23 protein-coding genes and 3 pseudogenes are annotated in these 24666 nt (G+C 67.9%); 13 read left to right on the forward strand and 13 right to left on the reverse strand.

The features are described 5' to 3' along the window. Positions 1-400: 400 nt before the first annotated feature. From AB0383_RS34015 to AB0383_RS34025, 3 genes and pseudogenes are all read left to right on the forward strand, one after another. Entirely contained in the window at positions 401-871 is a 471-nt protein-coding gene (locus AB0383_RS34015; protein ID WP_364188174.1) for a hypothetical protein, read from the forward strand. Then, a pseudogene (locus AB0383_RS34020) lies at positions 849-1425 on the forward strand (hemerythrin domain-containing protein). Before AB0383_RS34015 ends, AB0383_RS34020 begins: the two are co-directional and overlap by 23 nt. A 306-nt stretch (positions 1426-1731) precedes the next feature. Continuing rightward, the gene (locus AB0383_RS34025; protein WP_364188219.1) at positions 1732-1941 is read left to right on the forward strand and encodes a DUF2945 domain-containing protein; all 210 of its coding nucleotides are present in this window, start codon (positions 1732-1734) and stop codon (positions 1939-1941) included. Between the two features lie 218 nt (positions 1942-2159). Here AB0383_RS34025 and AB0383_RS34030 read toward each other — a convergent pair whose 3' ends face one another. Continuing rightward, positions 2160-2282 (reverse strand): hypothetical protein, encoded by a 123-nt coding sequence (locus tag AB0383_RS34030; RefSeq protein ID WP_364188171.1) that lies wholly within the window; start codon positions 2280-2282, stop codon positions 2160-2162. Between the two features lie 356 nt (positions 2283-2638). Here AB0383_RS34030 and AB0383_RS34035 point away from each other — a divergent pair, with 356 nt between their 5' ends. Further along, a complete protein-coding gene (locus AB0383_RS34035) occupies positions 2639-3082 on the forward strand; it encodes an SRPBCC family protein (protein WP_364188169.1) in 444 nt (147 codons plus the stop codon). Positions 3083-3272: 190 nt separating this feature from the next. Continuing rightward, the gene (locus tag AB0383_RS34040; protein WP_364188166.1) at positions 3273-3746 is read left to right on the forward strand and encodes an MSMEG_6728 family protein; all 474 of its coding nucleotides are present in this window, start codon (positions 3273-3275) and stop codon (positions 3744-3746) included. An 8-nt stretch (positions 3747-3754) separates the two neighbouring features. On the opposite strand, the gene AB0383_RS34045 is transcribed toward AB0383_RS34040, so the two are convergent. The 3 genes and pseudogenes from AB0383_RS34045 to AB0383_RS34055 all read right to left on the reverse strand — a co-directional run. Next, positions 3755-3934, reverse strand: coding sequence for a hypothetical protein (locus tag AB0383_RS34045; RefSeq protein ID WP_364188163.1), 180 nt, complete (start codon positions 3932-3934; stop codon positions 3755-3757). Continuing rightward, positions 3933-4061: pseudogene (locus AB0383_RS34050) on the reverse strand (DUF6480 family protein); the annotation flags it as partial. The pseudogene AB0383_RS34050 and the gene AB0383_RS34045, both read right to left, overlap by 2 nt. A gap of 152 nt (positions 4062-4213) precedes the next feature. After that, positions 4214-4667 (reverse strand): annotated as a pseudogene (locus AB0383_RS34055) (NAD(P)H-dependent oxidoreductase); the annotation flags it as partial. 229 nt (positions 4668-4896) lie between these two features. On the opposite strand from AB0383_RS34055, the gene AB0383_RS34060 reads away from it, so the two are divergent. Beyond that, positions 4897-5457, forward strand: coding sequence for a hemerythrin domain-containing protein (locus tag AB0383_RS34060; protein WP_364188160.1), 561 nt, complete (start codon positions 4897-4899; stop codon positions 5455-5457). A gap of 253 nt (positions 5458-5710) precedes the next feature. Here AB0383_RS34060 and AB0383_RS34065 read toward each other — a convergent pair whose 3' ends face one another. The 4 genes from AB0383_RS34065 to AB0383_RS34080 form a co-directional block, all read right to left on the reverse strand. Continuing rightward, entirely contained in the window at positions 5711-5947 is a 237-nt protein-coding gene (locus AB0383_RS34065; protein ID WP_364188157.1) for a hypothetical protein, read from the reverse strand. A 135-nt stretch (positions 5948-6082) separates the two neighbouring features. Continuing rightward, positions 6083-7015 carry a non-homologous end-joining DNA ligase gene (ligD, locus tag AB0383_RS34070; protein WP_364188154.1) on the reverse strand — a complete coding sequence of 311 codons (933 nt, stop codon included), beginning with the start codon at positions 7013-7015 and terminating at the stop codon, positions 6083-6085. Between the two features lie 5 nt (positions 7016-7020). After that, positions 7021-7962, reverse strand: a complete 942-nt coding sequence (locus AB0383_RS34075) for a hypothetical protein (RefSeq protein WP_366189480.1) — start codon at positions 7960-7962, stop codon at positions 7021-7023. Positions 7963-8630: 668 nt separating this feature from the next. Further along, on the reverse strand, positions 8631-9062 hold the full coding sequence (locus AB0383_RS34080; protein WP_364188151.1) for an Hsp20/alpha crystallin family protein: 432 nt from the start codon (positions 9060-9062) through the stop codon (positions 8631-8633). A gap of 792 nt (positions 9063-9854) precedes the next feature. Here AB0383_RS34080 and AB0383_RS34085 point away from each other — a divergent pair. The 5 genes from AB0383_RS34085 to AB0383_RS34105 all read left to right on the forward strand — a co-directional run bounded on the left by AB0383_RS34085 (position 9855) and on the right by AB0383_RS34105 (position 15883). Further along, positions 9855-10166, forward strand: a complete 312-nt coding sequence (locus AB0383_RS34085; protein WP_364188148.1) for a MerR family transcriptional regulator — start codon at positions 9855-9857, stop codon at positions 10164-10166. A 447-nt stretch (positions 10167-10613) separates the two neighbouring features. Beyond that, positions 10614-10955 carry an ATP-binding protein gene (locus AB0383_RS34090; RefSeq protein ID WP_366189560.1) on the forward strand — a complete coding sequence of 114 codons (342 nt, stop codon included), beginning with the start codon at positions 10614-10616 and terminating at the stop codon, positions 10953-10955. A gap of 641 nt (positions 10956-11596) precedes the next feature. Continuing rightward, positions 11597-12208, forward strand: a complete 612-nt coding sequence (locus tag AB0383_RS34095) for a TetR/AcrR family transcriptional regulator (RefSeq protein ID WP_366189481.1) — start codon at positions 11597-11599, stop codon at positions 12206-12208. A gap of 253 nt (positions 12209-12461) precedes the next feature. Next, positions 12462-15593, forward strand: coding sequence for a carboxylic acid reductase (gene car, locus AB0383_RS34100; RefSeq protein WP_366189482.1), 3132 nt, complete (start codon positions 12462-12464; stop codon positions 15591-15593). Continuing rightward, entirely contained in the window at positions 15539-15883 is a 345-nt protein-coding gene (locus AB0383_RS34105; protein ID WP_366189483.1) for a hypothetical protein, read from the forward strand. The genes car and AB0383_RS34105 overlap by 55 nt, the downstream gene beginning before the upstream one ends. Positions 15884-16007: 124 nt before the next feature. On the opposite strand, the gene AB0383_RS34110 is transcribed toward AB0383_RS34105, so the two are convergent. After that, complete coding sequence (locus AB0383_RS34110) at positions 16008-16250, reverse strand: hypothetical protein (RefSeq protein ID WP_364188140.1); 243 nt, start codon at positions 16248-16250, stop codon at positions 16008-16010. A gap of 50 nt (positions 16251-16300) precedes the next feature. Here AB0383_RS34110 and AB0383_RS34115 point away from each other — a divergent pair, with 50 nt between their 5' ends. Further along, positions 16301-16774, forward strand: coding sequence for a hypothetical protein (locus AB0383_RS34115; protein WP_366189484.1), 474 nt, complete (start codon positions 16301-16303; stop codon positions 16772-16774). Between the two features lie 896 nt (positions 16775-17670). Then, a complete protein-coding gene (locus AB0383_RS34120; protein WP_366189485.1) occupies positions 17671-20397 on the forward strand; it encodes a bifunctional YncE family protein/alkaline phosphatase family protein in 2727 nt (908 codons plus the stop codon). A 496-nt stretch (positions 20398-20893) separates the two neighbouring features. On the opposite strand, the gene AB0383_RS34125 is transcribed toward AB0383_RS34120, so the two are convergent. The 4 genes from AB0383_RS34125 to AB0383_RS34140 all read right to left on the reverse strand — a co-directional run bounded on the left by AB0383_RS34125 (position 20894) and on the right by AB0383_RS34140 (position 24631). After that, entirely contained in the window at positions 20894-21193 is a 300-nt protein-coding gene (locus AB0383_RS34125) for an acyl carrier protein (RefSeq protein ID WP_364188132.1), read from the reverse strand. Between the two features lie 48 nt (positions 21194-21241). Further along, positions 21242-21673: a hypothetical protein gene (locus tag AB0383_RS34130; RefSeq protein ID WP_366189486.1), complete on the reverse strand. Its 432-nt coding sequence runs from the start codon at positions 21671-21673 to the stop codon at positions 21242-21244. Further along, the gene (locus tag AB0383_RS34135; protein ID WP_364188127.1) at positions 21670-23265 is read right to left on the reverse strand and encodes an acyl-CoA ligase (AMP-forming), exosortase A system-associated; all 1596 of its coding nucleotides are present in this window, start codon (positions 23263-23265) and stop codon (positions 21670-21672) included. The genes AB0383_RS34130 and AB0383_RS34135 overlap by 4 nt, the downstream gene beginning before the upstream one ends. Before the next feature lie 361 nt (positions 23266-23626). Continuing rightward, complete coding sequence (locus AB0383_RS34140; RefSeq protein ID WP_364188125.1) at positions 23627-24631, reverse strand: TauD/TfdA family dioxygenase; 1005 nt, start codon at positions 24629-24631, stop codon at positions 23627-23629. Positions 24632-24666 lie beyond the last annotated feature (35 nt).

A 24666-nucleotide genomic window follows, 5' to 3' on the forward strand; every position in this document is an offset into this window, starting at 1 on the left:
GAACGGCTCGCACGGTCCAGCGCCATCAGCCTGAGCGGTTTCGGGTGACACGGGATGAGCCCGCTCAGGCGCGGCGCGGCGAACTGTCCACGACCAGCTGTGCCGAACCGGACTACCCGTTCTGCCGCCGGGTCTTTTGCAAGCCGTAGCCGCCGATCCGTTCACCAAACGGCGGTCTGCACCGAGATCATCCGCCGGATGCGCGACGGCCAGGACGCCGATCCCTTCGACGACGCCGGCGCAATCTGGCCCACCCACCGCCACCCCTGCGCTACATGGGCCAAATTGCGGGCGGTACCGGCACGACCTGGTGGCGCGCCGGCGTGTGCTGCGATCTGGACCGGCGGGCCGCGTCCTGAATTCCGAGTTTCGGCGATCCGGGTCCCGGGCACCCGCTGACATGAGGCGAGCGATCCTCCGCGGCCTGGCCGCGGGAGCGGCGGGCACCACGGCGTTGCACGCCATCACCTATCTGGACATGGTCCTGCGCGGCAGGCCGGCCAGCCAAACCCCGGAGCAGAGCGTGACGCGGCTGGCCGACCTGGCCGGACTCACGTTCCCCGCCAAGGGGCGGAACAATCGCGTTTCGGGAGCTGGCGCGCTGCTCGGGATCGTGTCCGGTCTCGTGGTGGGGGCCGGCTACGGCGCGATCCGCGCGGCGGGCTGGCGCCCCTCCGCGACGACGGCCGGCGCGGTCGCCACCGTGGGCGCCATCGCTGTGTCGGCCGCATCGATGGCCGCGATAGGAGTGTCCAACCCGCGCGATTGGTCGCTTTCGGATTGGGTGTCCGACGTGGTGCCGCACATCGCGTACGGCTGGGTCACCACCGCGTCGTACGCGGCGATGCTTGACCGAGGGGAATCCGGGTAGCCGTCGGTGCCCCCCGGACCTCGTCGAAGCCATCATCACAGACCACCGCGAGGTGGAAGCGGTGTTCGCCGAAATCGAGGTCGGCATCGACCCGAGCGCATGGCGGGAACTGGTCGAGCACGCCATCGTCGAGCTGGTGCGCCACTCTGTGGCCGAGGAGCAGTATCTGTGCCCCACGGCCCGCAAGGTGCTCGCGAACGGCGACGAGCTGGCCGACCACGAGCTCGAAGAGCACGCCGAAGCCGAGAAGGTCATGAAGGCGATCAAAAACACCGACACCACTGAGCCGAAGTTCGGCGAGCTGGTCGGCAAACTGATCGAGGAGATCCGCCATCACCTCAACGACGAGGAGAACGACCTCCTCCCGAAGCTGCGCAGCGCGTGCGGTGCGCAGCTTCGGGAGCTGGGCCAAAAGTTCGAGCAGGCCAAGGAGCTGGCACCGACGCGCCCGCGATCCCGCGGCCCCTGGCGGGCCGCCGGCCAACAAAATCCTCGGTCCGGGAGTGGGGCTCATCGACCGCATGCGGGCCGCGCTCAGCGGACGCGACAGCTGAAAATCAGCGTCGGGTCGGAGAGTCGGGGTGGAGACAAGCGCGCGATCGATGTGGTTCGCTCGGTGATTGCGCCCGATGGGCTTTTCGCCCCGGAGGGATCCGTACGGGTGGACTTCCAGTTGGCGCCAATACGGATCGGGCGCTCGGTCATCCGATAGCCAGCTGCGACGCTCACGCATGCGCGCCACTTGCCTGTCGCGTGCCGGCCCGCGGCCGGGGACGCCGTCCACCCATAGCGCCGGAAGCGCGCCGGGTCACACTTCGGGGGAGAGGGTGTGGTCCTTGGATGAGCGGGTAGCCCGGGGTATGGCGAAGACCTTCGAAAAGGGCGACCGCGTGCGGTGGGACGCGGGCAACGAGAGTTCGGTGGGCACGGTCGAGGACGTGATCACCTTCGACACCGAAGCCGGTGGGCGGAAGGCGAAGGCGTCACCGGACGCGCCGCAGTACCTGGTGCGCAGCGAGAAATCGGGGCGGACGGCGGTGCATCACCCGGACAAGATCCACCCGGCGTGACCGCCCTTTGATGACGCCGCGAGGCCGCTGCCCTCGGCTCGTGTCCGGTGCAGCCGCGGATCCGGGCGCCGTGTCCTGATCGGCTCAGCCGGCGGGGCCTGGAGGGTGCCGACGACCCGGGTAAGGCTGGCTTCGGTATCGTTGCGGACTTTCTTGAACACCGCTTCGGCGATCGGCATGCCGAGCTGCGCCGTGGAACTCGACCGTCGCGTGGTAGGTCAGGGTGGCCCCGCCGTCGGCGCCGGTGACGCTGATGAGTCGGTGGTGGTGGCGGTGTCGTCGCTGAACATGACCCGGCCTGGTTCGAGCCGGGTCAGCTCGTAGGTGAATTCGGTTCTCACGCCGGCAACCTTGGAGACGTTGTGCCGGCAGCGCGCCGATCGCGATCAGGCCGCTGTCGAGGCGGTCGCACGACTGCGTCCCGGGGGCCCTACGTGGTGGTGCTGCCGAATTCCTTGAGGTACTCGACGACTTCGCGCGGTCCGGTTCCGACGGTGAAGGTGCGTGTCAATTCGACCACGAGCAGTTTCTTTCTCCGGGGAGGTTGCCTTCTCATACCCGGCGTTCGCGGTCCGAAACCTCGGCGCGCCACGGCGACCTCGACCCGACGCGGGCGTTTGCCGAGTGCGCCGAACCGGGTAAGCGGTGAGTCCGCCGAGGCCGACCTGGCCCGGCGCCCGAATTGATCGAGGAGGTCATGGTGGCTGCTGTCGCGCACTACGTCGAGGTCGAAGCGCCCGCTCAGGCGTGCTACGACTGGTGGCGGCCGTTGACGCGGTTGCCGCAGGTGTTCTCGGACGTCAAGTCCGTCGACGCCATGGACGGGGACGCCACGCGCACCCGCTGGAAGGTTGCCGGTCCGGCCGGCTCGACGGTGGAGTGGGAGGCTCGCATCGCTGAGGACTCGCCTCCGCGCAAGATCGCCTGGACGACGGTCGACGATGCCGACCCGGACGTGAAGAACTCCGGTGTCGTCCGCTTCGAGGACAAGGGGAACGGCAGGACCGGCGTGGAGATCTCCCTGGATTACGAGCCCCCGGCCGGGAAGCTCGGCGAGGCGGTCGCGTCCTTGCTGGCGGACCCGGAGAAGAAGGTCGAGCGTGCCGCCGCGGAGTTCAAGACCGTGATCGAAGCCCGATGAGCCGGTCCCGCCCGGCGATGCCGACGGTGATCGCCAGGCGGACTCGCTCGACGTTCAGCGTTGCAGTGCGGTTCGGCGGCGCTGCCCTGACCGAGCCACCGACCGGCCCGAAGCAGCCGGCAGCGGTGGCGCTCCACGGTTTCGACTGTGAACGGTTGCGGCGAGCGGCCCGAGGGTAGGGCTTACGGTGATGCAAACTTTCCTTCCCCTTCAAGATTTCGCGGAAAGCGCCCGGACACTCGACCGCCGGCGGCTGGGCAAGCAGCGCGTCGAAGCGCTGCAAGTGCTGCGCGCTCTGGTCGTGCCCGGCTACGGCTGGCGGCACCACCCGGCCGCGAAGATGTGGACCGGGTACGCGGAGGCGCTGACCCGGTACGGCCTGGAGGTGTGCGCCGTGTGGCGCGCGACCGGGGCGGCCGACACGTGCGCGGAGAAGCTGCTCGACCAGTACGGCACGGCGCCGGTGCGGACCCAGGCCGAACTGGCCGCCGCGGGGGAGCTGCCGCCCTGGCTGGGCGACGAGGAACTGCACCGCAGCCATCGTTCGGCGCTGGTGCGCAAGGAACCCGGGCACTACCGGTGGCGGTTCCCGGACGTGCCGGCGGACCTGCCGTATGTCTGGCCGCGGTCGGACCGGAGCCCGGCGGCCGGCCCGTCCGCGTGAGCGCGCCCTCATCCGCCCGGCGTCCAGGAAACCACCAGCCCGCCGACGTCGGCGGACGGATCGGCACCGAGATGGTCGGCGACCGCGGCTTGGCGAGGAGGCGGGCGGGCGAGCTCCGACGGCGGCGAGCCGGCGGAGCGCTCCAGGATCCGGGCGACGCCCGCCCGGCCGAACCGCTCGCCGGTCACGTGACGGCTTGGGCTGCGGGTGGGAGAGAGCGGGCGTCTGTCCGGCGTCCGGTGGAGTATCGCCGGGCAGCACGGACCCGCCCGGCTCGAGGCCCGGCACCTCCTCGGGCTTGGGTCGGTGGTGCACTCCCGGCCGATCCCCTCGATTCTCTCGCTCATCCGGACCTGCGCCAGGGACCTGTGCCTTCGTGTCACGGATGGGCACACGAAGCAGTGCCCCGGGAAGCCCGGCCGCGGTCGTGCGCGAGCGGCCGCGAGCTCGCGTGGGGCGAGGACGCGCTAGCCAGCCGGGTACCGGTGCTGCTTCAGCAGGTTCGCCAGGTGCACGGCGTCGCGCACGAGCGTCGCGTTCGTCGAGGCTACCGCTTTGGGCGTCTCCTCGAGGTCGTTGTAGTCGCCGCCCTGCATGCTTCGCCGTTCCAGTACGTCGCGCCTTGGGCCGGCACCGAGAAGCCCGTGTCGTTGAGGGCCTGGAACACGTCGGCGATGATCTTGTGGGCGCCGTCCTCGTTGCCGACCACCGCGACGACGCCGACCTTCCCGAACATCGCCGGGCGGCCCTCGTCGTCGCTTTCGGACAGTTCCGCGTCGAGGCGCTCGAGGACGCGCTGGCCACGCTCGACATGTGCCCGACCCAGGTCGGAGTCGCCACGAGCAGCACATCGGCTGCCGTGATCCTCCGCCGGATCTCCGGCCACTCGTCGCCCGCGCCCATGTCTGCTTCGACTCCCGGCGGACGTGTGCCCATCGGCACGCGGTGCCGTGCGACCTGGCTCTGCCGCAGGCGAAGCAGGGTTGACGGTCATTGGGCCGGAAGCGCTACACGCGTGATGGCGAGTTCGGCGAGCAGGTCGTCGTCACGGGCGGACGCGGGCGCACGACGTCGTCAGGGTGTCGGACGTTTGATGTTGGTGAGGTGGGTATCCCGGTGATATCGATATTGCAGGACGGGAGTGAGTGCCATGGCCTCCGAACAAGACAATGATCTGATCACGGTGATCACCAGTGATCATCGTGCGGTGGAAGAGGTGTTCGCCGAGTTGGAAAGCGGTACCGATTGGGCGCATCGCAAGGATCTGACCGACCACGTTATCGCGGAGCTCGTGCGCCACTCGGTCGCCGAGGAGCAGTTTGTGTACCCGGCGGCGCGTGAGTATCTGGAGAATGGCGATGAGCTGGCCGACAAGGAGATCCGGGAGCACGCTGAAGCTGAGGAGGTGATGAAGCAGCTTGAGGGGCTTCAGCCGGATGATTCGCAGTTCGACGATCTGCTGGGCAGGCTGATCCGGGACGTTCGCCACCACATCGAGGACGAGGAGAATGTCCTGCTGCCCGGGCTCCGGGCCGCGTGTTCTGTCGAAGAGCTGGGCCGGTTGGGTCGTAAAGTCCTGGACGCGAAGAAGAGCGCTCCCACTCGGCCCCATCCTTCGGCGCCGGACAAACCGCCGGCCAACCGGCTGCTTGACCCGGGCGTGGCGTTCATCGACAAGATCCGCGACGCGCTGTCCAGCCGATCCACCTGAGACGGGACGGGGCAGAGGGCCGACGGGATTAAGGGAGAAACTGCCAACGGTCGGGTAGTTCCCGGTCAGGCGTTGTTGTCGGCGAGGGCACGGCAGGTGACCGCGTTCCTTGACGCCCGCGAGTAAGTCGCAGGCGACAGCGCCCGCTCCCGAGGTGAGGGTTTCTGTTTGTTCGTATTGGCCGCGCCTCGCAGTCGCGGCTCGTCGGGGACGTCGGTCACGACGGCCGCGGCGCGACGTGCGGCTCGCGGACTCAGTTCGCGGCACCGAGCCGCTGGGCGAGCAGCTTCTTGCCCTGCTCCGCTCCCTTCTGGCTTTCCTGCTGCGCGCGGCGGAAGAAGTCCGCCAGCTCGCTGTCGCCTGCACGGTCGGCGTCGGCGATGTAGGACTCCATCCGCAGGGCGTTGCTCAGACACGCCTCCACGAACCAGATGATGTTGTAGTCCTTGTCCTGGGTACCGGTGACCTGGCCAGTTTCGCTTGTGGTCACGACTCCTCCTCGAGCTCGTTTCCGGACGACCTCAAGTCCCGGCTACCCGTATTCCGCCCCGTAACACGTCGAACCACCTGACCCCGCGCGTAGTGGGCTTCGGCGGTGGCAGAACGCCTGCGGCAGCGCAGCTGTTTACGCGCTGGGCTTCTGCGGAAGTGGTGCACGCGACGGCTCAAGCTCGGCGAGCAGGTCGCCGTGCTCGTCGACGCGGTGCAGCACGTCGTCGGCGGTGAAGGTCAACTCGGCCGGGGTCCGGCAGGCGCGGACTTCATCCCAGGTGATCGGCGTCGAAGCGGTGGGGGCGTCGCGCCCGCGTAGGGAGTACGGGGCGATGGTGGTCTTGGCCGGGTTGTTCTGGCTCCAGTCGATCAAGACCCGGTTCGTGCGCAGGTTTTTCGCCATCTTCGCCACCACCAGCTCGGGCATCTCGGCCGCGAGCTGTTCGGCGACCGCGTTGGCGTAATTGGAGGTGCGCTCGGCGCGGCGGGTCCGGACGCCGCAATAGATCTGCAAGCCCTTGGAACCGCTGGTCTTGGGCAGCGGCGTGAGCCCGTCGGCAGTGAGCACCTCCAGAAGCCGCTCGGCGACGCGACAGCACTCCACGATGGTGGCACCCTCGCCGGGGTCGAGGTCGAACACGAGTCGGTCCGGAGCCCGGCGGGCCGGGCCGGGGCCGACGATCCATTGGTGGACGTGCAGCTCGAGCGCGGCCAGGTTGGCCGCCCACACCAGGCTCGGCAGGTCCTCGATCAGCGGGTAGACGATCGTGCCCGGGCCGCGACCGCTGCGAGAACCGGTGCTCGGCAACTCGGCGGTGTGGATCCAGTCCGGGGCGCCACGGGCGAGGTTCTTCTCGAAGAACGCCTCGCCGGCGGCGGTTCCATTCGGAAACCGGACGAAGGTGACCGGCCGGCCGCGCAAGTGCGGGAGCAGGACCGGCGCGATGCGGCTGTAGTAATGCACCACCTCGCCCTTGGTGTACCCGCTCGGGTACAGCGGTTTGTCCAGGTTCGACAGCACGAGCTGCCGCTCGCCGACCTGCACGGTGACCTTCTTCTCCGGCATCGTCTTCACTCCTCCGTGTGGCGGCCGCGTGGCACGTCACCGGCGGCGAGGTCGGGCCGCGCGCGGTGCACCCGCGGCCGCTGCCGGCTGCTGAACGACTCGACCGCGGGGTCGGTCTCGGCCTCGACGACGAGCTCGGGCCGCACCGGCAGGTACCAGGTGCGTCCGCGGCCGAACCCAGCGGAGATGTAGGCCGCAGGCGCGCCGGTGGGCGTGACGTGCGCCCCGATCTGCTGGCCCAGCCGTGGAGCGAGCGGCAGGGACAGTCCGATGTGCCGCCACATGTCGTGCTCGTCGCGGCGGGCGAGCACGACCTCGCTCGGCGCGGCGTGCACGTCGCCGGCCACGCCGACGACAACGGCGTCCACGACGGTCACCTGCCGCACCTTCACCCACGCGTCGGTCCGCCCGGGCCGGTACCGGGACTCGATCAGCTTGGCCACAACGCCCTCGATCCCGACGTCGCTGGACTCCGGTCGCATCCACGCCAGCGCGACGTCGCGGTCGGTCGTGCTCGGAACCAGCTGCAGCGGCGGGGCGACATCGGCTAACAGCTGCTCCAGGCGCGCTCGCCGTTCCCGGTACGGGCGAGGTCTCCAGTCGTTGCCCGGTCCGGGTCCATCCGCGAGGACGTCGAACACGGCGAAGTAGATGCTCAACCCGGCTTTCCCGCGGACACCGGGGCGTGAGGCGAGTGACCCGAAATCCAGCCGGCCGCCGCGCAAGGCGACGAGTTCCCCGTCGAGCACGACGTCGCCCAGCGACACGCCGGCCTGCATGATCTCGGGGAAGCGATCGGCCAAGTTGTTGTCCTGGCGCGACTGCAGTAGCCCGAGCTCGGCGAACAGCAGACCACGCCACCCATCCAGCTTCGGTTCAAACGCCCAGGACCAGCCAGGACGAGACTCCGGCACCTCCCGCGCGGGCTGTGCCAGGGGCAACCGCACCGGCGGCCGCACCGACGCCACGATTACCCGGCCCCCACTGGCTTCGTAACCATCGTGACCTCCCGGCTCACCCGCAAGCGGGACCGTTCCCACCCGGCAACACTTGCCGCGAGCGTAACTCCGATGAAGCAACCGCGTGCGGAAAAGCGCAGGTCACCGACCTGAAAGGCCGGACCGGTCCGTTGCTCGGCGATCGCGTCCGGGCGACACGACGGTACTTCGACTGCGCGGTGTCGGCCCGGCCAGAAACACCGACGGCCCGACCTCGGGAGGAGTTCGCGGGCGTAAACGAGGAGGTCATCGGGCACCGCCGGTGCGCTCGACGTCCTGCTGCGGGGTCCACGGCAGCGGCAGGCCGTACCCATCGCTTCCCCTCATCCTCCTGCTGTGCCCGCCCCAGACGGGGCACGCCGGGCCAGGGCCAGGGTTCGCCGTCGTCGAGTGCCGGTGCGTCGCAATGTTGGTCGGCGACATCGTGGGTCGGGGCTTCGTAGAGCATGACCCGGTTCTCCGTTGGGGTTGATGCGTGTTGTTGCTGACGCGGCAGACGGCTCGGGCGCCGGTGGCAAGGCTCGAGTACCGGTGGCTAAGACGACACCGGCCCCGCCCCAAGCGGTCGAGGCCGCGCAAGGCGGGGCCGCGAATCGGCCAACCCGGATTCGGGGCGCTCACACGTTGATCTGCTTGGCCTCGCCCCCGCCGCTGATGGCGATCCTGCGCGGCTTGGCCTGTTCGGCGATCGGTACCCGCAGCGTCAGCACCCCGGCGTCGTAACGCGCTGCGATGTTGTCCGCGTCGAGGGTGTCGCCCAGGAACAACTGGCGGGAGAACACCCCGCGGGGTCGTTCGGACACCTGCACCTCGGCGCCCTCATCGTAGTCCGGGCTGCGTTCGGCCTTGACGGTGAGCACGTTGCGTTCCACGTCCAGGTCGATGGAGTCCGGTGCGACACCGGGCAGGTCGAACTGCACCACGTATTCATTGCCGGACCGGTAGGCATCCATCGGCATGACCGCCGGGCGCGACGTGGTGCCGTTGGCACCGAAGAACTGCTGGGTCAGCCGGTCCAGCTCCCGGAACGGGTCAGTCCGCATCAACATGACCTTTCGCCTCCTTTGCTCCTTCCCCGTGCACCACCACCGGCGTTCGGGTGGCCGGCGGCGGTTCGTCAACCTGTACGGCTGATCTCGTCGAAGTCCGGCCGCCGCCACCGAGGCGGCGGCCGGAACCAGTTCGAGGGTTGCATGTGCGATCGCTACGTCGTTCACTCCGGTGCTCGCCGCCGCTGCAGTCGGGCCGGCTCGGGTGTCGCGAGGGGCGCGCCGCTAGACGCGGGGCCGGGACCGCTACCAGGGTCTCCTCGGCCGTCTTGCGAAGCAGGCATCCCCGCCGGCGAACGAACTACGGGCTGACGGGCTCCACGAGAGCGCGGGCATCACCTGCCTTTCGAGATCACTCGCTGACTGCAGAGGCGTCCGGTCAGCGGAGGGGAACGCTGTCGATGACCAGTTCGCCGCACCGGCGCCGCGCCGGGCGGCCAGTCGCCGGCGGCGGCCTCGCGGGACGTGCGGCCGGTTTGCCGCGGGCCCGCGGATCCAGGCCGCGGCCGTGCCAGAGGGGGCGGGACAACTCCGAAATTGGCGGTGATGATCGCGTCGAACTCCGCGCGCAGCCAGGCCGCATCAGCGCAGAGCAGATCGGCGAACCCGCTGGTCACCGCTGTGTGATGAGTGGTGTCCGGCATCGTCGATCACTCCTCGGCACCATCGTCGTGTTCGACACCAGGTCATATACCGCCTACGCATTTCTATAGCGCGCACTGCAATTTGTGTCAAGCACCTGCTCTAGATAATCTGTAGCGACTGGCGTGACGACCCGCGAAGGAGGTGTGCGTGGCTGATCTGGGCAACCTCGACGATCAGGACTACCCGGCCTTCACCACCGGGCAGGCCGCGAAGATGCTGGATGTACAGGAAGCGTTCCTGCGCAGCCTCGACACCGCGGACCTGGTGCGCCCTCAGCGCTCGGACGGCGGGCATCGCCGCTACTCCCGCCGCCAGCTCGCCCTCGTGGTCCGGCTGCGCGAACAACTCGACGAAGGCCACACCCTCGCCGCCGCCGCCCGCATCATCGGCCTGCAGGACCAGCTCGCCGACGCCGAGACCACGATCCACGACCTGCGCGCGCAGCTCGACCAACGCTGACGCCGGTTCCTTGACTGCAGGAGCGGACGTTCCGATACCGCCGACGGCGGGGGAGTCTGCGGTTATGGACCCCTGCGCGCGCAGGACATCGTGGAAGTGAAACCCAGGGGAGGAAGCTGAGCCGGACGGTGATCCCCTTCGGGGTATTAGACGCGCACGAGGAGGCCCGCCGCTCGCGATGAGCCGCCGCTGGCGACCGGCGCGCTCATGTCGCCGGCCGATGGACGCTGACGACGAAGGAAGGTGGGTCCGCCGGGCCGCACCAGATCCGACGCTGGATCAGCTCACATAGCTGCGCCGTGTGCGGGTACGCCACGGCATGGAAACCAGGCAAGCGGGGCGCTGCGCCCGTAGGGCGCATGATGTGCTCAGCGAGCAGCACGGAGGGAGTCCTGCGCAAACGCTTCATCTGCGTCGGCCGGCCCTCCTCGGGGAGGCGCCATTGCTCTGCGGCATGCCTTGGTGGACTGGGCACGTACCCGCCGCTTACCTGCGGATCTGATTGCCGATGTTCACCTGGCCGTCTACGAAGCGATGACCAACGTGGCAGAGCACGCCTATGCCGTCGACTCCGCCGGCCTTCTCGATCTGCATGCTCAACACGGTGTCCGCGCCGTGCGCGTCACCGTCACCGACCGTGGCCGGTGGCGACCTCAGCCTGACCCGAGCCACGGCCGTGGTCTACCGCTGATCCACCTGCTCGCCGATCACAGCGATGTCACCACCACCCCGAGGGGCACAGTCGTCGCCATGGCCTGGCAAATGCCGTACCAGCCCCGTAGCGGCTGAGCTGCGCCGGCAACGCTTGACCGCGCGCCGGAAACGGCGTTCGAGGAACATCGGAACGAAACCTGTCTGGTAGGTGATCGACTCAGGCCGGCAGCACTCGGAGTGCCTGGTCACAGCAATGCTGGAGGCATCGACCGGGTCACAGCACGTGGTGTCTTTTCACGCATCCGGCGACCCGGCCGAACACATGAAACGGTCGGCAGTCGCGTTCCGGCCCCGCTTAGCCTCAGACCGATGTTGTCTACAGGCAACGTCCAAATCTCTGACCTTCTCTGCGTCACGCCGACCTGGATCCCTGAAGGTGCGTGCAAACCTGGAACCGGATTCCTGGAGCCGGTTCATCGCGGTCTGCATCTGCGCCCCCGACGTCGACATGATCACCAGGCTGCTGCCGGAGGAGATCAAGGTCCGCGATCGTCTCCGTCACCCCAGCGCCAGGCAGCACGCCGACTGGCCGGACTCGGCCAAGCGGTGTTCGGCCCGCCGGACTGGACCCGCAACGGCTCACTGGCCCAGCCGCAGCCTCGCCTGCCGGCGGCGCGTTAGCACCGCTCCCCGCGCCAACATGAGTCGGCTCGCTCTCGTGGAGCGGGTGTCCGTCGCGCTTCTATACTTCGTGGTCCACTGAAGGGGGAGTGACGATGGCGGATGTCCCCGGCCGACGGCCGTCGATAGGGCGGCCGCGCACGCCCGGCGTGGAAGAGGCGGTGCTCAAGGCGACGATCCGACGGCTGGTCGAAGACGGCTACACCGGCATGTCCCTGGCCAAGATCGCCGCCGACGCCGGCACGACCCGGCCGACCATGTACCTGCGCTGGCCAACCAAACAGGCACTGGTAGTCGCAGCCGTCCGCTCCATGTTCAAGCAGTCTCTCGCACCGCCGCCGGAGGGCTGGAACGACTTGCCGCCGAAGGAACGGCTATTGCGGCTGTTGCGCAGGATCGAGCCGGCCGAGGACCGTGAGAACCGGCAGCTGTACACCGCGCTGCTGGCAGAAAGCAACCGTGTGCCGGAACTGCTGCAGCTCCTAGAAGAACACGTCGTCCAGCCCCGCGCCAGGGCCATCGCCGAACTGCTCGAGGCGATGAAGGAGCGCGGTGAAATCCGGCCGGACGTGAACGCCGAACACGCGGCGATGATGGTCTACGGGGTCCGGTTCGTGGACAGCCTGTACCGGGTGCGGATGTCGACGGACCGCGACTGGGAGAGCGTGGAGCTGTTGTGGCCCTCTCTCACTCACGGCTTGGAGTAGCCGACCCGTCCTGACCAGTGCCTTCAGGGCAGTCAATCCCTCTGACGGCTACGGTCCGTGCGGCCACTATCACACGCGATGTGTGTGCAAATTAGATTACTTGTCCGTACAGTAAAGGTTGTGCGATGGCGACGTATGGCCTCGCGTGTGGATTTTGACGAGGAAGGCGGTGGTAGGAGTGAAAACGTCGGAGGGTAAGGAGGAACAGGCGCAGCGGCGGAAGGCCCGGCTGTGTGAAACAGACCCCGAGTTCATGGCTGCGATACCGGATCGGTCTGTGCAGGCGGCGACCGGTCTGCCGCTCGCGCGGATCGTCGAATGTGCGATGCTCGCGTATGCCGGGCGACCCGCGGTGCGTGAGCGGCGGTCGGCGCTGGTCACGGACCCGGTTTCGGGCCGCCGGTCGCGCCGCCTGCTGCCTCAGTTCACGACTCGCAGCTATGGCGAACTGTGGGCGCGGGCCACGGCGATCGCGTCGGAATGGTCGGCTCGCGGCCTGCGGGCCGGAGACTTCGTCGCCACGATCGGGTTCACGAGCGCGGACTACGCGACCTTGGACGTCGCCGGCGTCTGCCTGGGTGTGGTTTCCGTGCCGCTCCAGCCGACCGCTTCCGTGGCCCAGCTACGGGCGATCGTCGATGAAACCGAGCCCCGATTGCTGGCCACGAGCCCCGCCTATCTGGGGAAAGCGGTCGAGGTGGCGCTGTCGGTGGAGTCGGTGCTGGCGGTCCTGGTGTTCGATCACCACTCGGAAGTCGACGACGAGCGGGAGGAACTCGAGTCGGCCAAGGCCCAACTGGACCGTGCCGGCCGCTCGATCGCGACGCTCGAGGCAGTCGTCGAGCGCGGACGCACGCTGCCTGTCGCTCCGCTGCACGTGCCGGATCCCGGTGAGGATCCGCTGAGCCTGGTGGTCTACACGTCCGGCAGCACCGGCACGCCGAAAGGCGCGATGTACCCGGAAAGCCTGGTACGACGGTGGTGGTCCGGCGCCCTGGGCGGTGCCGACGACGAACCGGCGATCACGGTCAACTTCATGCCGATGAGCCACATGTTCGGCCGGGCGACGATCGTCGACACGTTCGGGCGTGGCGGAATCAACTACTTCACGGCGAAAAGTGACCTGTCCACCTTGTTCGAGGACATGGGGATGGCGCGGCCCACCGCGTTGATGACCGTTCCGCGCGTCCTCGACATGCTTTTCCAGGAGTACCAGGCCGAACGTGACCGGCGTCGTGGTGAGTTCGCCGACCCGACCGAACTCGACGCCGCCGTCAAGGCGGACATCCGCCGGCACTTCCTCGGCGACCGGCTGCTGCACGCCATGGTGGGAAGCGCCCCGACCTCGGCGGAGGCGAAGGCGTTCGCCGAATCCGTGCTCGGCGTCCCGCTGCACGAAGCATACGGCGCCACCGAATTCGGCCTGGTGCTGATGGACGGCAGGATCCAGCGGCCCCCGGTGACCGAGTACAAGCTGGCCGACGTCCCCGAACTCGGCTACCGCCGCACCGACCGCCCCTACCCGCGCGGCGAGCTTCTGGTCAAGACCGATCCCATTTTCCCCGGCTACTATCGGCGGCCCGACATCACCGCCTCCGTGTTCGACGACGACGGGTTTTACCACACCGGCGACATCATGGCCGAGACCGGCGCTGATCAGCTGGTGTACGTGGACCGGCGCAACAATGTGCAGAAACTGTCGCAAGGCGAGTTCGTCACGCTGTCCACAGTGGAGTCCGTGTTCGCGGCAAACCCCCTCATCCACCAGATCTACGTCTACGGCAGTAGCCGGCGACCGTACCTGCTCGCGGTGGTCGTGCCGACGCGCAAAGCCCGGCGAGAAGCAGGCGGATCCGGCGCCCTCAAGGCCAGGCTCACCGAAGCGTTGCAGGCGACAGCCAAGGAGACCGGTCTGGAGCCGTACGAGGTTCCCCGCGATTTCCTCATCGAGACCGAGCCGTTCAGCATCGACAACGGGTTGCTGTCCGACATCAGGAAACAGCTGCGACCGCGCCTGCGAGAACGCTACGGTGACCAGCTGGAGCAGCTGTACGAAGACATCGAACGCGGCCAGAATGACGACCTGCGCGCACTGCGCATGGGCGGCGCCGATCAGCCCGTGTACGAAACGGTCACCCGTGCGGTGCAGGCGCTGCTCGGCTGCGACAGCACAGACCTCAGTCCCGAAACGCACTTCACCGACCTCGGCGGGGATTCCCTGTCCGCGCTGACGTTCTCCAACCTCCTGCGGGACGTCTTCGGCATCGCAGTGCCGGTCGGCGTCGTCATCAGTCCGGCCAACGACCTGCAGGCGATCGCACACCACATCGAAACCCAGCGTGACTCCACCGGGCAGCGTCCGACCTTCGATTCCGTGCACGGGCGAGGTGCTGCCGAGGTACGGGCGAGCGACCTCAAACTCGACCAGTTTCTGGACGTGGAAACCCTGGCCAGGGCGAAACGACTGGCCCAGCCGGGCGGAGAGCCGAAGACTGTGCTGCTGACTGGCGCTACCGGGTTCCTCGGCCGGTTCATGTGCCTCGACTGGCTCGAACGCGTCGCCGGGCGGGGCGGGAAGCTGATCTGTCTCGTGCGTGCCACAGACGACGCGGCTGCACGTGACCGTCTCGACAAGGCTTTCGACAACGGCGACGCCGAACTCCTCCGCCACTACCGCGTACTCGCCGAGGACCACCTCGAGGTGATCGCCGGCGACCTGGGAAGTCCCGATCTGGGGATCGCGAGGCAGACATGGTCACGCCTCGCCGAGGAGGTCGACGCGATCATGCACGTCGGTGCCCTGGTCAATCACGTGCTCCCGTACGAGCAGTTGTTCGGCCCGAACGTCGTCGGCACGGCCGAGCTGATCCGGCTGGCGGTCACCGCGAAACTGAAGCCGTTCACCTACCTGTCGACCATCGGCATCGCGGACCAGATCGATCCCGGTTCCTTGGCCGAGAGCTGCGACATCCGGCGGCTCAGCCCCGTCCGGCATCGCGGCGACGGCTACGCAAGCGGCTATTCGACCAGCAAATGGGCCGGCGAAGTACTGCTGCGAGAAGCACACGAGACATGCGGATTGCCCGTAGCCGTGTTCCGATCCGACATGATCCTCACGCACAGCCGCTGCGTAGGCCAGGTGAACGTACCGGACCTGTTCACGCGGTTGCTCCTGAGCATCATCACCACGGGGATCGCGCCGAAAACCTTCTACCGCACCGAGGCCGGGCGGCCGCCGAGGGCACACTACGACGGACTTCCCGTCGACTTCACCGCCGAAGCCGTCAACACCATCGGCGCCCGAACACGCGCGGCTACCACACGTACCACGTGCTCAATCCCCACGACGACGGCATTTCGCTCGACACCTTCGTGGACTGGCTGACTGAAGCGGGTCACCGCATCGACCGGCTCCAGGACTACTCGGAGTGGTTTCGTCAGTTCGGCGACGCGCTGCGGAAACTGCCGGAACCCCAGCGACGCAACACGTTGCTGCCGCTCCTGCACTCGTACGAACGGCCGACGGAACCCGTGCGCGCCGGGATCGCTCCGGCCGAGGAGTTCCGGAAAGCTGTACGCGACGCCAAGATCACATCACTGGGCGACATTCCGCACGTCACCAAGGAGCTGATCCAGAAGTACGCGGATGATCTGCGCGCTCTTGCACTGGTGTGAAGCGAAGCTGACGTGGCTCCACCACTGTGGCGCCGGCGGAGTGCCCCACGTGGATACGCCGCGGTGGCCGCTCGGCACCCCGCGCCCGACGACCGCCGCCGGGTATGGCCGTGGTGGCCGCGACTCACGCGTGCTCGGTGGACGGGTCCGGGGTGGTCAGTGCGGTGTCGGTGAAACCGGCGGCGAGGGCTTTCATCACGGCGTCGAGGTAGACGGTGAGGTCGGCGTCGGCGCGCGCGGACCAGCGTTCGTAGGCGGCGCGGCAGGTGGCGAGGACGGAGCGGCCGACGAGCCCGCAGGCGGGCTGGCGCCGGTGCTGCTTCCCGACCCGCCCGATATCGCTACGCTCACCGCGCTCCAGCACCACAACCACACGGTGTCGCCGCGGCCGGACTGACCGTCGAGGTGTACCTGAGGATGAAGTCCCTGCAGCACCAGGAGGAGCTTTTCGGGGTGGTCTCGACTCGTCGCTTCGGTGTCCAGACCAGCGTCGCGGTGCCGCAGCTGACGCGCCTGGACGCAGCCACCCGCGGGCTGTCGGCCGCCGTCGCGCAGGAGTACCTCGCGTGGAGCCTGTGCGCGAATAGCCTCGACGACAGCCCGTACTACGGATACTTCCTCGGAGACGTGGACAACGACGGCCGCGCGGACGCCATCACGGTCCGGCCGCACACGCATTCGAGCCCGCGCATACAGGGCGTCTTCGTGACGAGGTCGATCATCGGCACCGACGGCGTGGAACGGTTCTGGCCGCCCACACAGTGGCTGAACGACAGCATCGCCGGCGACCAGGGGAGCCTGGCGGTGGACCTGGAGGGCGACGGGGACACCGACGTGATCGGCTTGTTCGCGGGGGTCCCGCTACGGCGGAACCCTCGCGGCGCAGGCTGACGCTCGTCTCGCCAGCACCGCGATCTGGGCCGGGATCGGATGTCTGCATGCCACGATCGTCTCGCACCTGCCGCCACGGTGCACGACTGTCGGGTCCGGGGGTGTTCACCGCGGTGGCGGGCCGGGGTCAGCCCGGGATGTTGCGGGAGTCGTGGCCGGAGGTGTTGCGTTCACCGATCAGCGGTTCCTGTTCCGAATGAAGTGTTCAACCTTACGCGCCTTGGCCATATCGAGGCGGCGGTGCTGCCCCCAGCGACGCACCGACGGCGATTCGTGTCGGCGTCCTGGGCGGCCCGCCGGCCTGGTCGGTCGGGCCGCCTGCGGCCAGGCGCCGCCAGCGCAGGCGACGGAGCCGAGGCCGGCGACGCGGTGCAGCCGGCCGTCAACAGCAGCGCGGCCAGTATCGCGCCGCACGGCACCTTGAAGGCCTTGATCCCGGCCAGTGTTGGCCTGCTGTGGCGGCGGCAAGCCGAACACGTTGCAGGTGATCGAGGAGGTCGATTTCGCGATCGTCGTCCGGTCGGCCTGAAGCCGCTGGCGACCAATCGCCGCAACAGGTAAGTGATGAGTTAAACAGGTAAGCTAGAAGTTAAGTAGGTAAGCTATGGGCCAATTGCCAGCTCGGCGAAAAAGCCGTGGACGGGCACTGCGCTCGATCGGCGGTCGATTTCACACAGGCATCGTCCATCCTGAACGGGCATCGCGATTTCACCGTATTGTTTGGTTTGCCTTTTTTGACGGTGACAGGTGCTGGTCTGATCCTGTTCTGATGGCTGGCCGTAACCAGTTGGCCATCCCTTTACTCCGCGCGAGCAATCGCGCGTTCGGCGCCGCGCTGTCTTGGGGTTGTTTAGTTCCCGGAGTCCCCTCCGAGCATTTGTTCTGTGAAAGGATCGATGGTGCAAGTTCAACGACGACGGTCTGCAGCGCGCAAGCGCTCGACGATCGCCGGCTCTGCCTTGGTCATGCTCACGGTCGGCGGCGTCGCGTCCGCCGCGGTGGGCCACGTCCCGGCCAACCCGTTCGGCACGAGCATGCTCGGCCAGCACGACGCGGCCGGGCGGATCCTAACCTCGGACAACCACTGGATCTCCCCGTTCGGATCGCGTGCGGCCACGTTCTCCGCGCAATCGATCGGTAGCGCCATCAGCCCGGACGGTTCGAAGGTGGCGGCGCAGACGGGTGGCGACAACTCCGGTACGCCGTCGATCACCATCCTTGACGCCGCAAGTGGTTCGGTGCTGCAGACGTTCGGCGGCACCGGTGTCGCGGCGCCGGTGTACTCGCCGGACGGCTCGGCACTGTATGCCGCCACAACTTCCAGCGTCCTGAAGTACGCGGTCGGCTCGAACGGCATGATCACCAACCCGACCGCGCCGGCGAAGCTCGCGCTGCCGGGCGGGTCGTTGCCGTACGGGCTGACGCTGTCGCCCGACGGCGCGAAGCTGTACCTCGCGCTGAGCGGCAGCAACAAGTTCGGCGTGGTCGACACCGCCACGAACACGCTCACGGCCCAGGTGGCGGTGGGGAATGCGCCGCAGGCCGTCACGATCGTCGGGAACAAGGCGTTCGTGTCGAACCGTGGTGGCCGTACCGCCGTCGCCGGCGACACGACCAACAAGTCCGACGGTACGAACATCGTGTCCGACCCGGTGACCGGTGCTTCGACAACCGGCACGGTCTCGGTGGTGGACCTCGGCACCAACACGGTCGTCGACACCGTCAACGTCGGTCTCCAGCCGACGTCGCTGACCCAGCACGACGGCGCCGTGTTCGTCACCAATACCAACAGCGACACCGTCTCGGTCATCGACGCGGCCACGCACAAGGTGACGCAGACAGTCAACGTGGAGCCGCTGCCCGGCATCCAGGTCGGCTCGTCGCCGAACTCGATCGCGTTCACCGACGCGAAGCACATGCTGGTGAGTGTCGGCCGCGACAACGCGCTCGCGCAGTTCGAATACGACGGCCCCCGCAGACCGGTGAAGTACCAGGGCCTGATCCCGACCGACTGGTACCCCAACCAGGTTCAGTTCGACGCCAAGCTGGGCAAGGTCGTCGTCAGCAACCAGCAGGGCATCGGCACCGACGGCGCTCCGCAGAGCTATGCCTACAAGGGCACGCTGACCTCCTTCGCCATGCCGGACGGCCGCCGGCTCGCCGACACGACCCGGCAGGTGTTCAGCAACAACGCCTGGGACCGTCCGGCGCAGGCGGGGAACGAGCAGTCGGACGCCAACGGCCACGGCCGGCTGACAGCGATCCCGCGTCAGCACGGTGAGACCTCGCCGATCAAGCACGTCTTCATGATTATCAAGGAAAACCGGACCTACGACCAGATCCTCGGCGATCTGGGCAAGGGCAACGGCGACCCGTCGCGGACCAGCTTCGGTGCGGCCGTCACGCCGAACGAGCACAGCATGGCGAACACGTTCACGACGTTCGACAACTTCTACGACAACGGCATGCTGTCGGCGGACGGCCACAACTGGCTGACGCAGGCCGAGCCCAACGACTACCTGGCGCAGGACGCGGCCAGCGCCTGGGCCCGGAGCTACCCCTACAACGCCCGGGACGCGCTGGCCTACCAGCGCGACGGGTTCATCTGGGACGCCGCCGAACGCGCCGGCAAGTCGGCGCGCAACTACGGCGAGTACGAGGCCATCGCCAGTGGAAAGCCCGGCTCGTGGCAGCAGTACTACGCGGACTCGCAGATCCTCGAGGGCAAGGCTACCGGCGACCTCCCGGTAGCGATGGACGCGTACAAGTCGTACTCCGACGTGCCGTCGAACAACGCCATCAGCAACCCGAACTTCCCGCAGTTCAACCTGGCCATTCCCGACCAGTACAAGGTCGACGTCTGGGAGCAGGACTTCAAGAAGGCCGAGCAGACCGGTGATCTGCCGGCTCTGACGACCATGTCGCTGCCCAACGACCACACCGGTGGACCTGCAACCGCGCGGGCCCAGGTCGCCGACAACGACCTGGCCGTCGGCCGGATGATCTCCGACATCTCACACAGCCGGTTCTGGAAGGACTCGGCCGTGTTCGTGTTCGAGGACGACACCCAGGCCGGCACCGACCACGTCGACGGGCACCGCGCGCCGTTCTTCATCGCCAGCCCCTACGCCAAGCGCGGCGTCGTCAACAGCGAGTACTTCACGCAGGTCAACGCGGTGAAGACGATCGAAGAAATCCTCGGGATGCAGCCGCTGAACCAGGAGGACCGCGCCGCGACGCCGATGTTCAGCGCGTTCACCGACACGCCGAACTTCACCCCCTACACCACGGTGGCCAACCAGATCCCGCTCACCGAAGGCGTGAGCAACCTGATCCCGGTGACTCCGACGTCGGGTTCCCCGTCGGCTCAGGCGAGCGAGGCGCCGGCCGCTCCCGCCGACCAGCGGCAGACGGCCGATGCCTGGGCCCAGTGGCACCAGAACGAGGCAATGCCGAAGCTCACCGGAGAACACGCTCAGGTCGACGGAGTGAACCAGCCGCAGCTGGGCCGGTACGACTGGTACACCTCGACCGGGTGGACCAAGCCGTTCCCCGGCGATGACAAGATCCTGCCGCCTGACGAGGTTCCCGGCCGCTACCTGTTCAACGGAGACAACGAGTAAACAGCCTGCCGTTACCGAGTGTCGGCCGGGGCCCGCTCCTGGGGCCCCGGCCGACACTTCTGCGCAAAACGAGCAGTGTGCCTGACGTCTCGTCTCGCGCGGTTGGCGCGGCAGCTGACCGGCGTGTTCCGCGAAGAGATCCCATTCTATCGGCCGGCGTCAGCCCGTGGCATCCATAGTGCCGGCAGCGGCTCAAACTCTGGCCGCCCTCACCCGGCGCGGCCTGCTCGAAATACGGGAGATCACCATCGACAGCGTTGGCAGGTCCGCGTGCCAAACTCGACTTCGACACAATAGGGACACTCCGGTCGGGCTCCGTTCCCGCAGAGCGCCGACATGCCACGGCACAATTGCAGGCTCCGGGCCTTTGACCACGCCGGTAAAGCCGGCGACCTACCGGCGGGCGGCATGCAAGGTAGCGTCGCGGCCTCGTCCGCCCCGGCGATGTGCGCCGGGCGCGGGGCCGGGTCGGCGGCCGTAATGCGGTGGCGCATTTCTAGCACTTGACTCCGCCGTGCGGCTCCCGGTACACCGTGGATTCCACAAAGGACGCGAGCCGTCCGAGTGTGTCGAAGATGTCACCGACGATCTCGTCGATCTCGATCTCGATCCCGAACCGTTTCTGCAAGGCGACGATGAGCTTGACGACGGTGAGCGAATCGAGCTCAGGGAAATTGCCGTAGAGTTCCGTCTCCGGTCCGAGGTCATCGGCCTTGTCCTCGATGTCCAGCGTGCCCACCACGACGGCCTTGACGTCCTCGAAAATCGCTTGCGAGATCTCTGGCGAGCGAGGCATGTGGATTCTCCTCATCGGTCGTACAGGCGGGGCAACCTGCGATCTACATCAACAGTTCTTTCGGTGTCGGATGGCCGAGGAACGCTGTAGGACTGGCGTCATCCGGTAGGCGTCGGCCCGAAAGGCCGCCACAAGGTCGCCGATCTCGGCACGCGGGAGGCAGACATCAAGTGCGAGCAGGTCCAGCGGGGTGCACAAGCACCCGGCGACGCCGACGGTCTCAGCATCCGGGACCCCCAATCGGTTCGCGCTGGCGACCGGGTAGTTCGTCTTGCGGATGACCTGCCCGAAGTTCCACAAGGCAGCGAACTCGTGGTGGAGGCCGCCATCGACGAGGAAGGTGTGGCCGCGCGACTCGTTGTCGTGGGTGGCACCGGTGCACTCAGCGAGCAACCCGACCGGGTGGCCGCCGACGTGGAGCATGCCGTTGGCGATCGCAAACGGGCTGATCGTGGGGTGCGCGTGGGCGACTGCGGTCATGCGGGCTCCTGAGGGCGGGAGGCGGCGAGTTCGTGGCGAAGGACTGCCCGGTCGAACTTGCCGTTCGGCGATTGGGGCAGGGCGCTGCGGACTATCACCTCGGCGGGCACCATGTAGCCGGGCAGTTCCTGTCGCAAGCGCGCGGTCACCGCGGCCGGATCGAAGCCGGCGGGATCGCGAGGGGTCACGACGAGGACGACCCGATGGCCGAGAGCCTCGTCCTCGAGGCCGAGCGCTACGGCATCGTGGACCAGTCCGGTCTCGTAGGCGACTTCCTCGATCTCTTGGGGGCTGACCCGATAGCCCGATGTCTTGATCATGTCGTCGCGCCGTCCGACGAAGTACAGGAAACCCTCCTCGTCGCGGACGACGACGTCGCCGGACCAGACCGCCAGCTCAGGCGTACACAGCTCGGCTGGACGGTTCGGCGGCGGCCGGAATCGCTCGGCCGTCCGCTGCGCGTCATTCCAATAACCCGAGGCGACGAGCGGACCTCGGTGCACCAGTTCCCCCGGCTCGCCCGGACCACACAGGCCACCGTCCTCCCGGACTACGAGGATCTCGGCATTCGGGATGGCCTGGCCGATCGAATCCGGCCGCCGGTCGACCTCCTGAGGATCGAGGTAGGTGGAGCGGAACGCCTCTGTGAGGCCGTACATCAGGTACGGCGCCGCAGTCGGGAAGATCGCTCGCAGTCGTTGCAGGGTGACGCGCGGGAGGCGCCCTCCAGTGTTCGCGAAGTAGCGCATCCCGGCTACGGCCTCGGATGGCCACGTCTGGGCCGCGAGCTGGATCCACAAAGGTGGTACCCCAACCATCCCGGTGATGCGGTGCTCCGCGCACAGCCGGACGACATCTCCCGGCAGCAGGTAGTCGGCGAGCACCACGTGGGCACCAACGTGAAAGCCAGTCGTCAATTGGCTCAGTCCGGCGTCGAAGCTCAGCGGGAGAACCGCCAGGATCCGGTCTTCCGCCGTGTTGTTCAGGTATGTGCTGACACTCTCCGCGCCGACGACGAGGTTGCGGTGCGACAGCACGACGCCCTTCGGGGCTCCGGTGCTCCCCGACGTGTAGAGGATCGCGGCCATATCCGTGTCGACCCCACCCGTTGGAGGACATACCGCCTGGGTTGCCCCCTCGGCGACCTCTGACCAGAAATGTATGCGGTAAGGGGCTTCCTTGTCCTCACCAGGCGAGTCGCCCAGCACGAGGACGTGGGAAAGTGATTTGCAGGCGGCGAGTTCGGTGCGCAGGGCCCGCATCCGATCAGTGGACGTCACCACGACCCGCGCGGCGCAGTCATCGAGAATGTGCCTCACTTGCCTGGGTCGCAGCACCGGATTCACCGGGATGAACACGCCACCGGCCCGCGAGCAGGCGAGCAGCGCCACGACGGTCTCGATCCTCTTGTCCAGGAAGACCGCGACGCGCTCACCACCATCGAGCCCGAGACCGCGCAGCCCGGCGGCTGCTCGCTCCGTCCGTTCGCACAGATCCGCGTAGGAGATCGTGGTCGTTCGCGCGGTCAGGGCGGGCGCGCCGGGGGCGCGTTGGGCGGATCTGGCAACGAGGTCCGGCAACCGCATGATCATCTCGGAAGGTTCCCTTCTGTTCCTTTCGCCTGGCAACCGGCGAGGCTCAGCCCCCTGCCTTGCGACGGCTCGTCTCGGAGGACGGGGCCGGGATCGCCCGGGCGCTGGACAAGTCTGGGCCATGGAGGTCCTCTGCACAGTTGCACTGGAAGACGGTGTCGCTGTAGCGCTCGCCGAGGTCGGGCGCGATCGCCGCAGTGACACCGCAGGCGCGCCATCGCCAGTGAGCGGGCTCGCTGCGCCGCTGACAACCCCCCGCACGTAGTCGAGTCGTGTGCCGAGGAAGCCGTTGCTCGCGCCACTCCAGCGCGCTGGACCCGGACACCGGAGATGACCGTGAACAGTCGCACGAGCGACATGGTCATCCGACGTTGACCTCGACGGTCGGCGAGCAGTCGGCCAGGCGAACGGGGTCAGCCATCCCGACCAGGACTTCGCGCGGTCCGGTGAAGGGCTCTCTGCTGTGTGCGCTGCGGATGTTGTCGACGAGCATCAGATCGCCCGCCTGCCAGGGCTCCCGCGTGGTTTTGGCCTCATACACCTCGTTGAGCAGCTGCACGACGTCCTCGCCTATCGGGTCGCCACCGCCGAAGCGGGTGGTGAACGGCAGCCCCTCGGCGCCATAGGTGTCGACCAGGAACTCGCGCACCTCGGGGTCGAGCGTCCACTCGTTGAGGAAGGCGATCTGGTTGAACCAGCAGCGCCGACCGGTGATCGGGTGCCGCACCACCGCGCTGCGGTGCTGCCAGGTGCGCAGCCCTCCATCGGGTTGCCACTCGAACTCGATTGCATTGGCGCGGCAGTAGCTCTCGACCGCGCCCCGGTCCTCGGTGCCGAACGCCTTGGCGAACGACGCACCGATCTCCTCGTTGTAGCTGCGAACGAGCGTCCAGCCCTCCCTCTCGAGCCGCTCGAAGAGGTCACCGGGCAGCGCGTCGAGCACGGCCGTCGAGTCCGCCACACCGGTGGCCCCGCCCTTGGCGGGCGCGGACAGGCAGGCGAACAGCATCAGGCCGGGAAACTCGAGCCGGTAGCTCAGTTCGTGGTGCATGCACATCGGCTGGTTCGGTGGCCACTTCGACGAGGAGTACACGCCCTCGGCGTAGGTCTGCCGCTCCGCGAACGCCTCCCTCTCGGTCATCAGGCCTGCGGTGGCCAGCCCACGGAACACCGCGGCGACCTCGGCCGCATCGCGCAGCCCGAGACCGCGGACCAGGACCGCACCGTGCTCGGCGACGACGGCACGCAAGGCATCGCGGTGCACGGCCGCCCAGCCCGGTCCGTCGCCGGTGGCAGCGGCTCGCAGCATCGGCACCCTGCCGAGCTGCAGATCCACGTCCAACAGCAATGATGATGAGAACGACATCTCGATCTCCTTTCAGTTCCGACCAGAGGCGGACG

Origin of the sequence: Amycolatopsis sp. NPDC051373, from assembly GCF_040689465.1 — a bacterium.
GTDB lineage: Bacteria > Actinomycetota > Actinomycetes > Mycobacteriales > Pseudonocardiaceae > Amycolatopsis.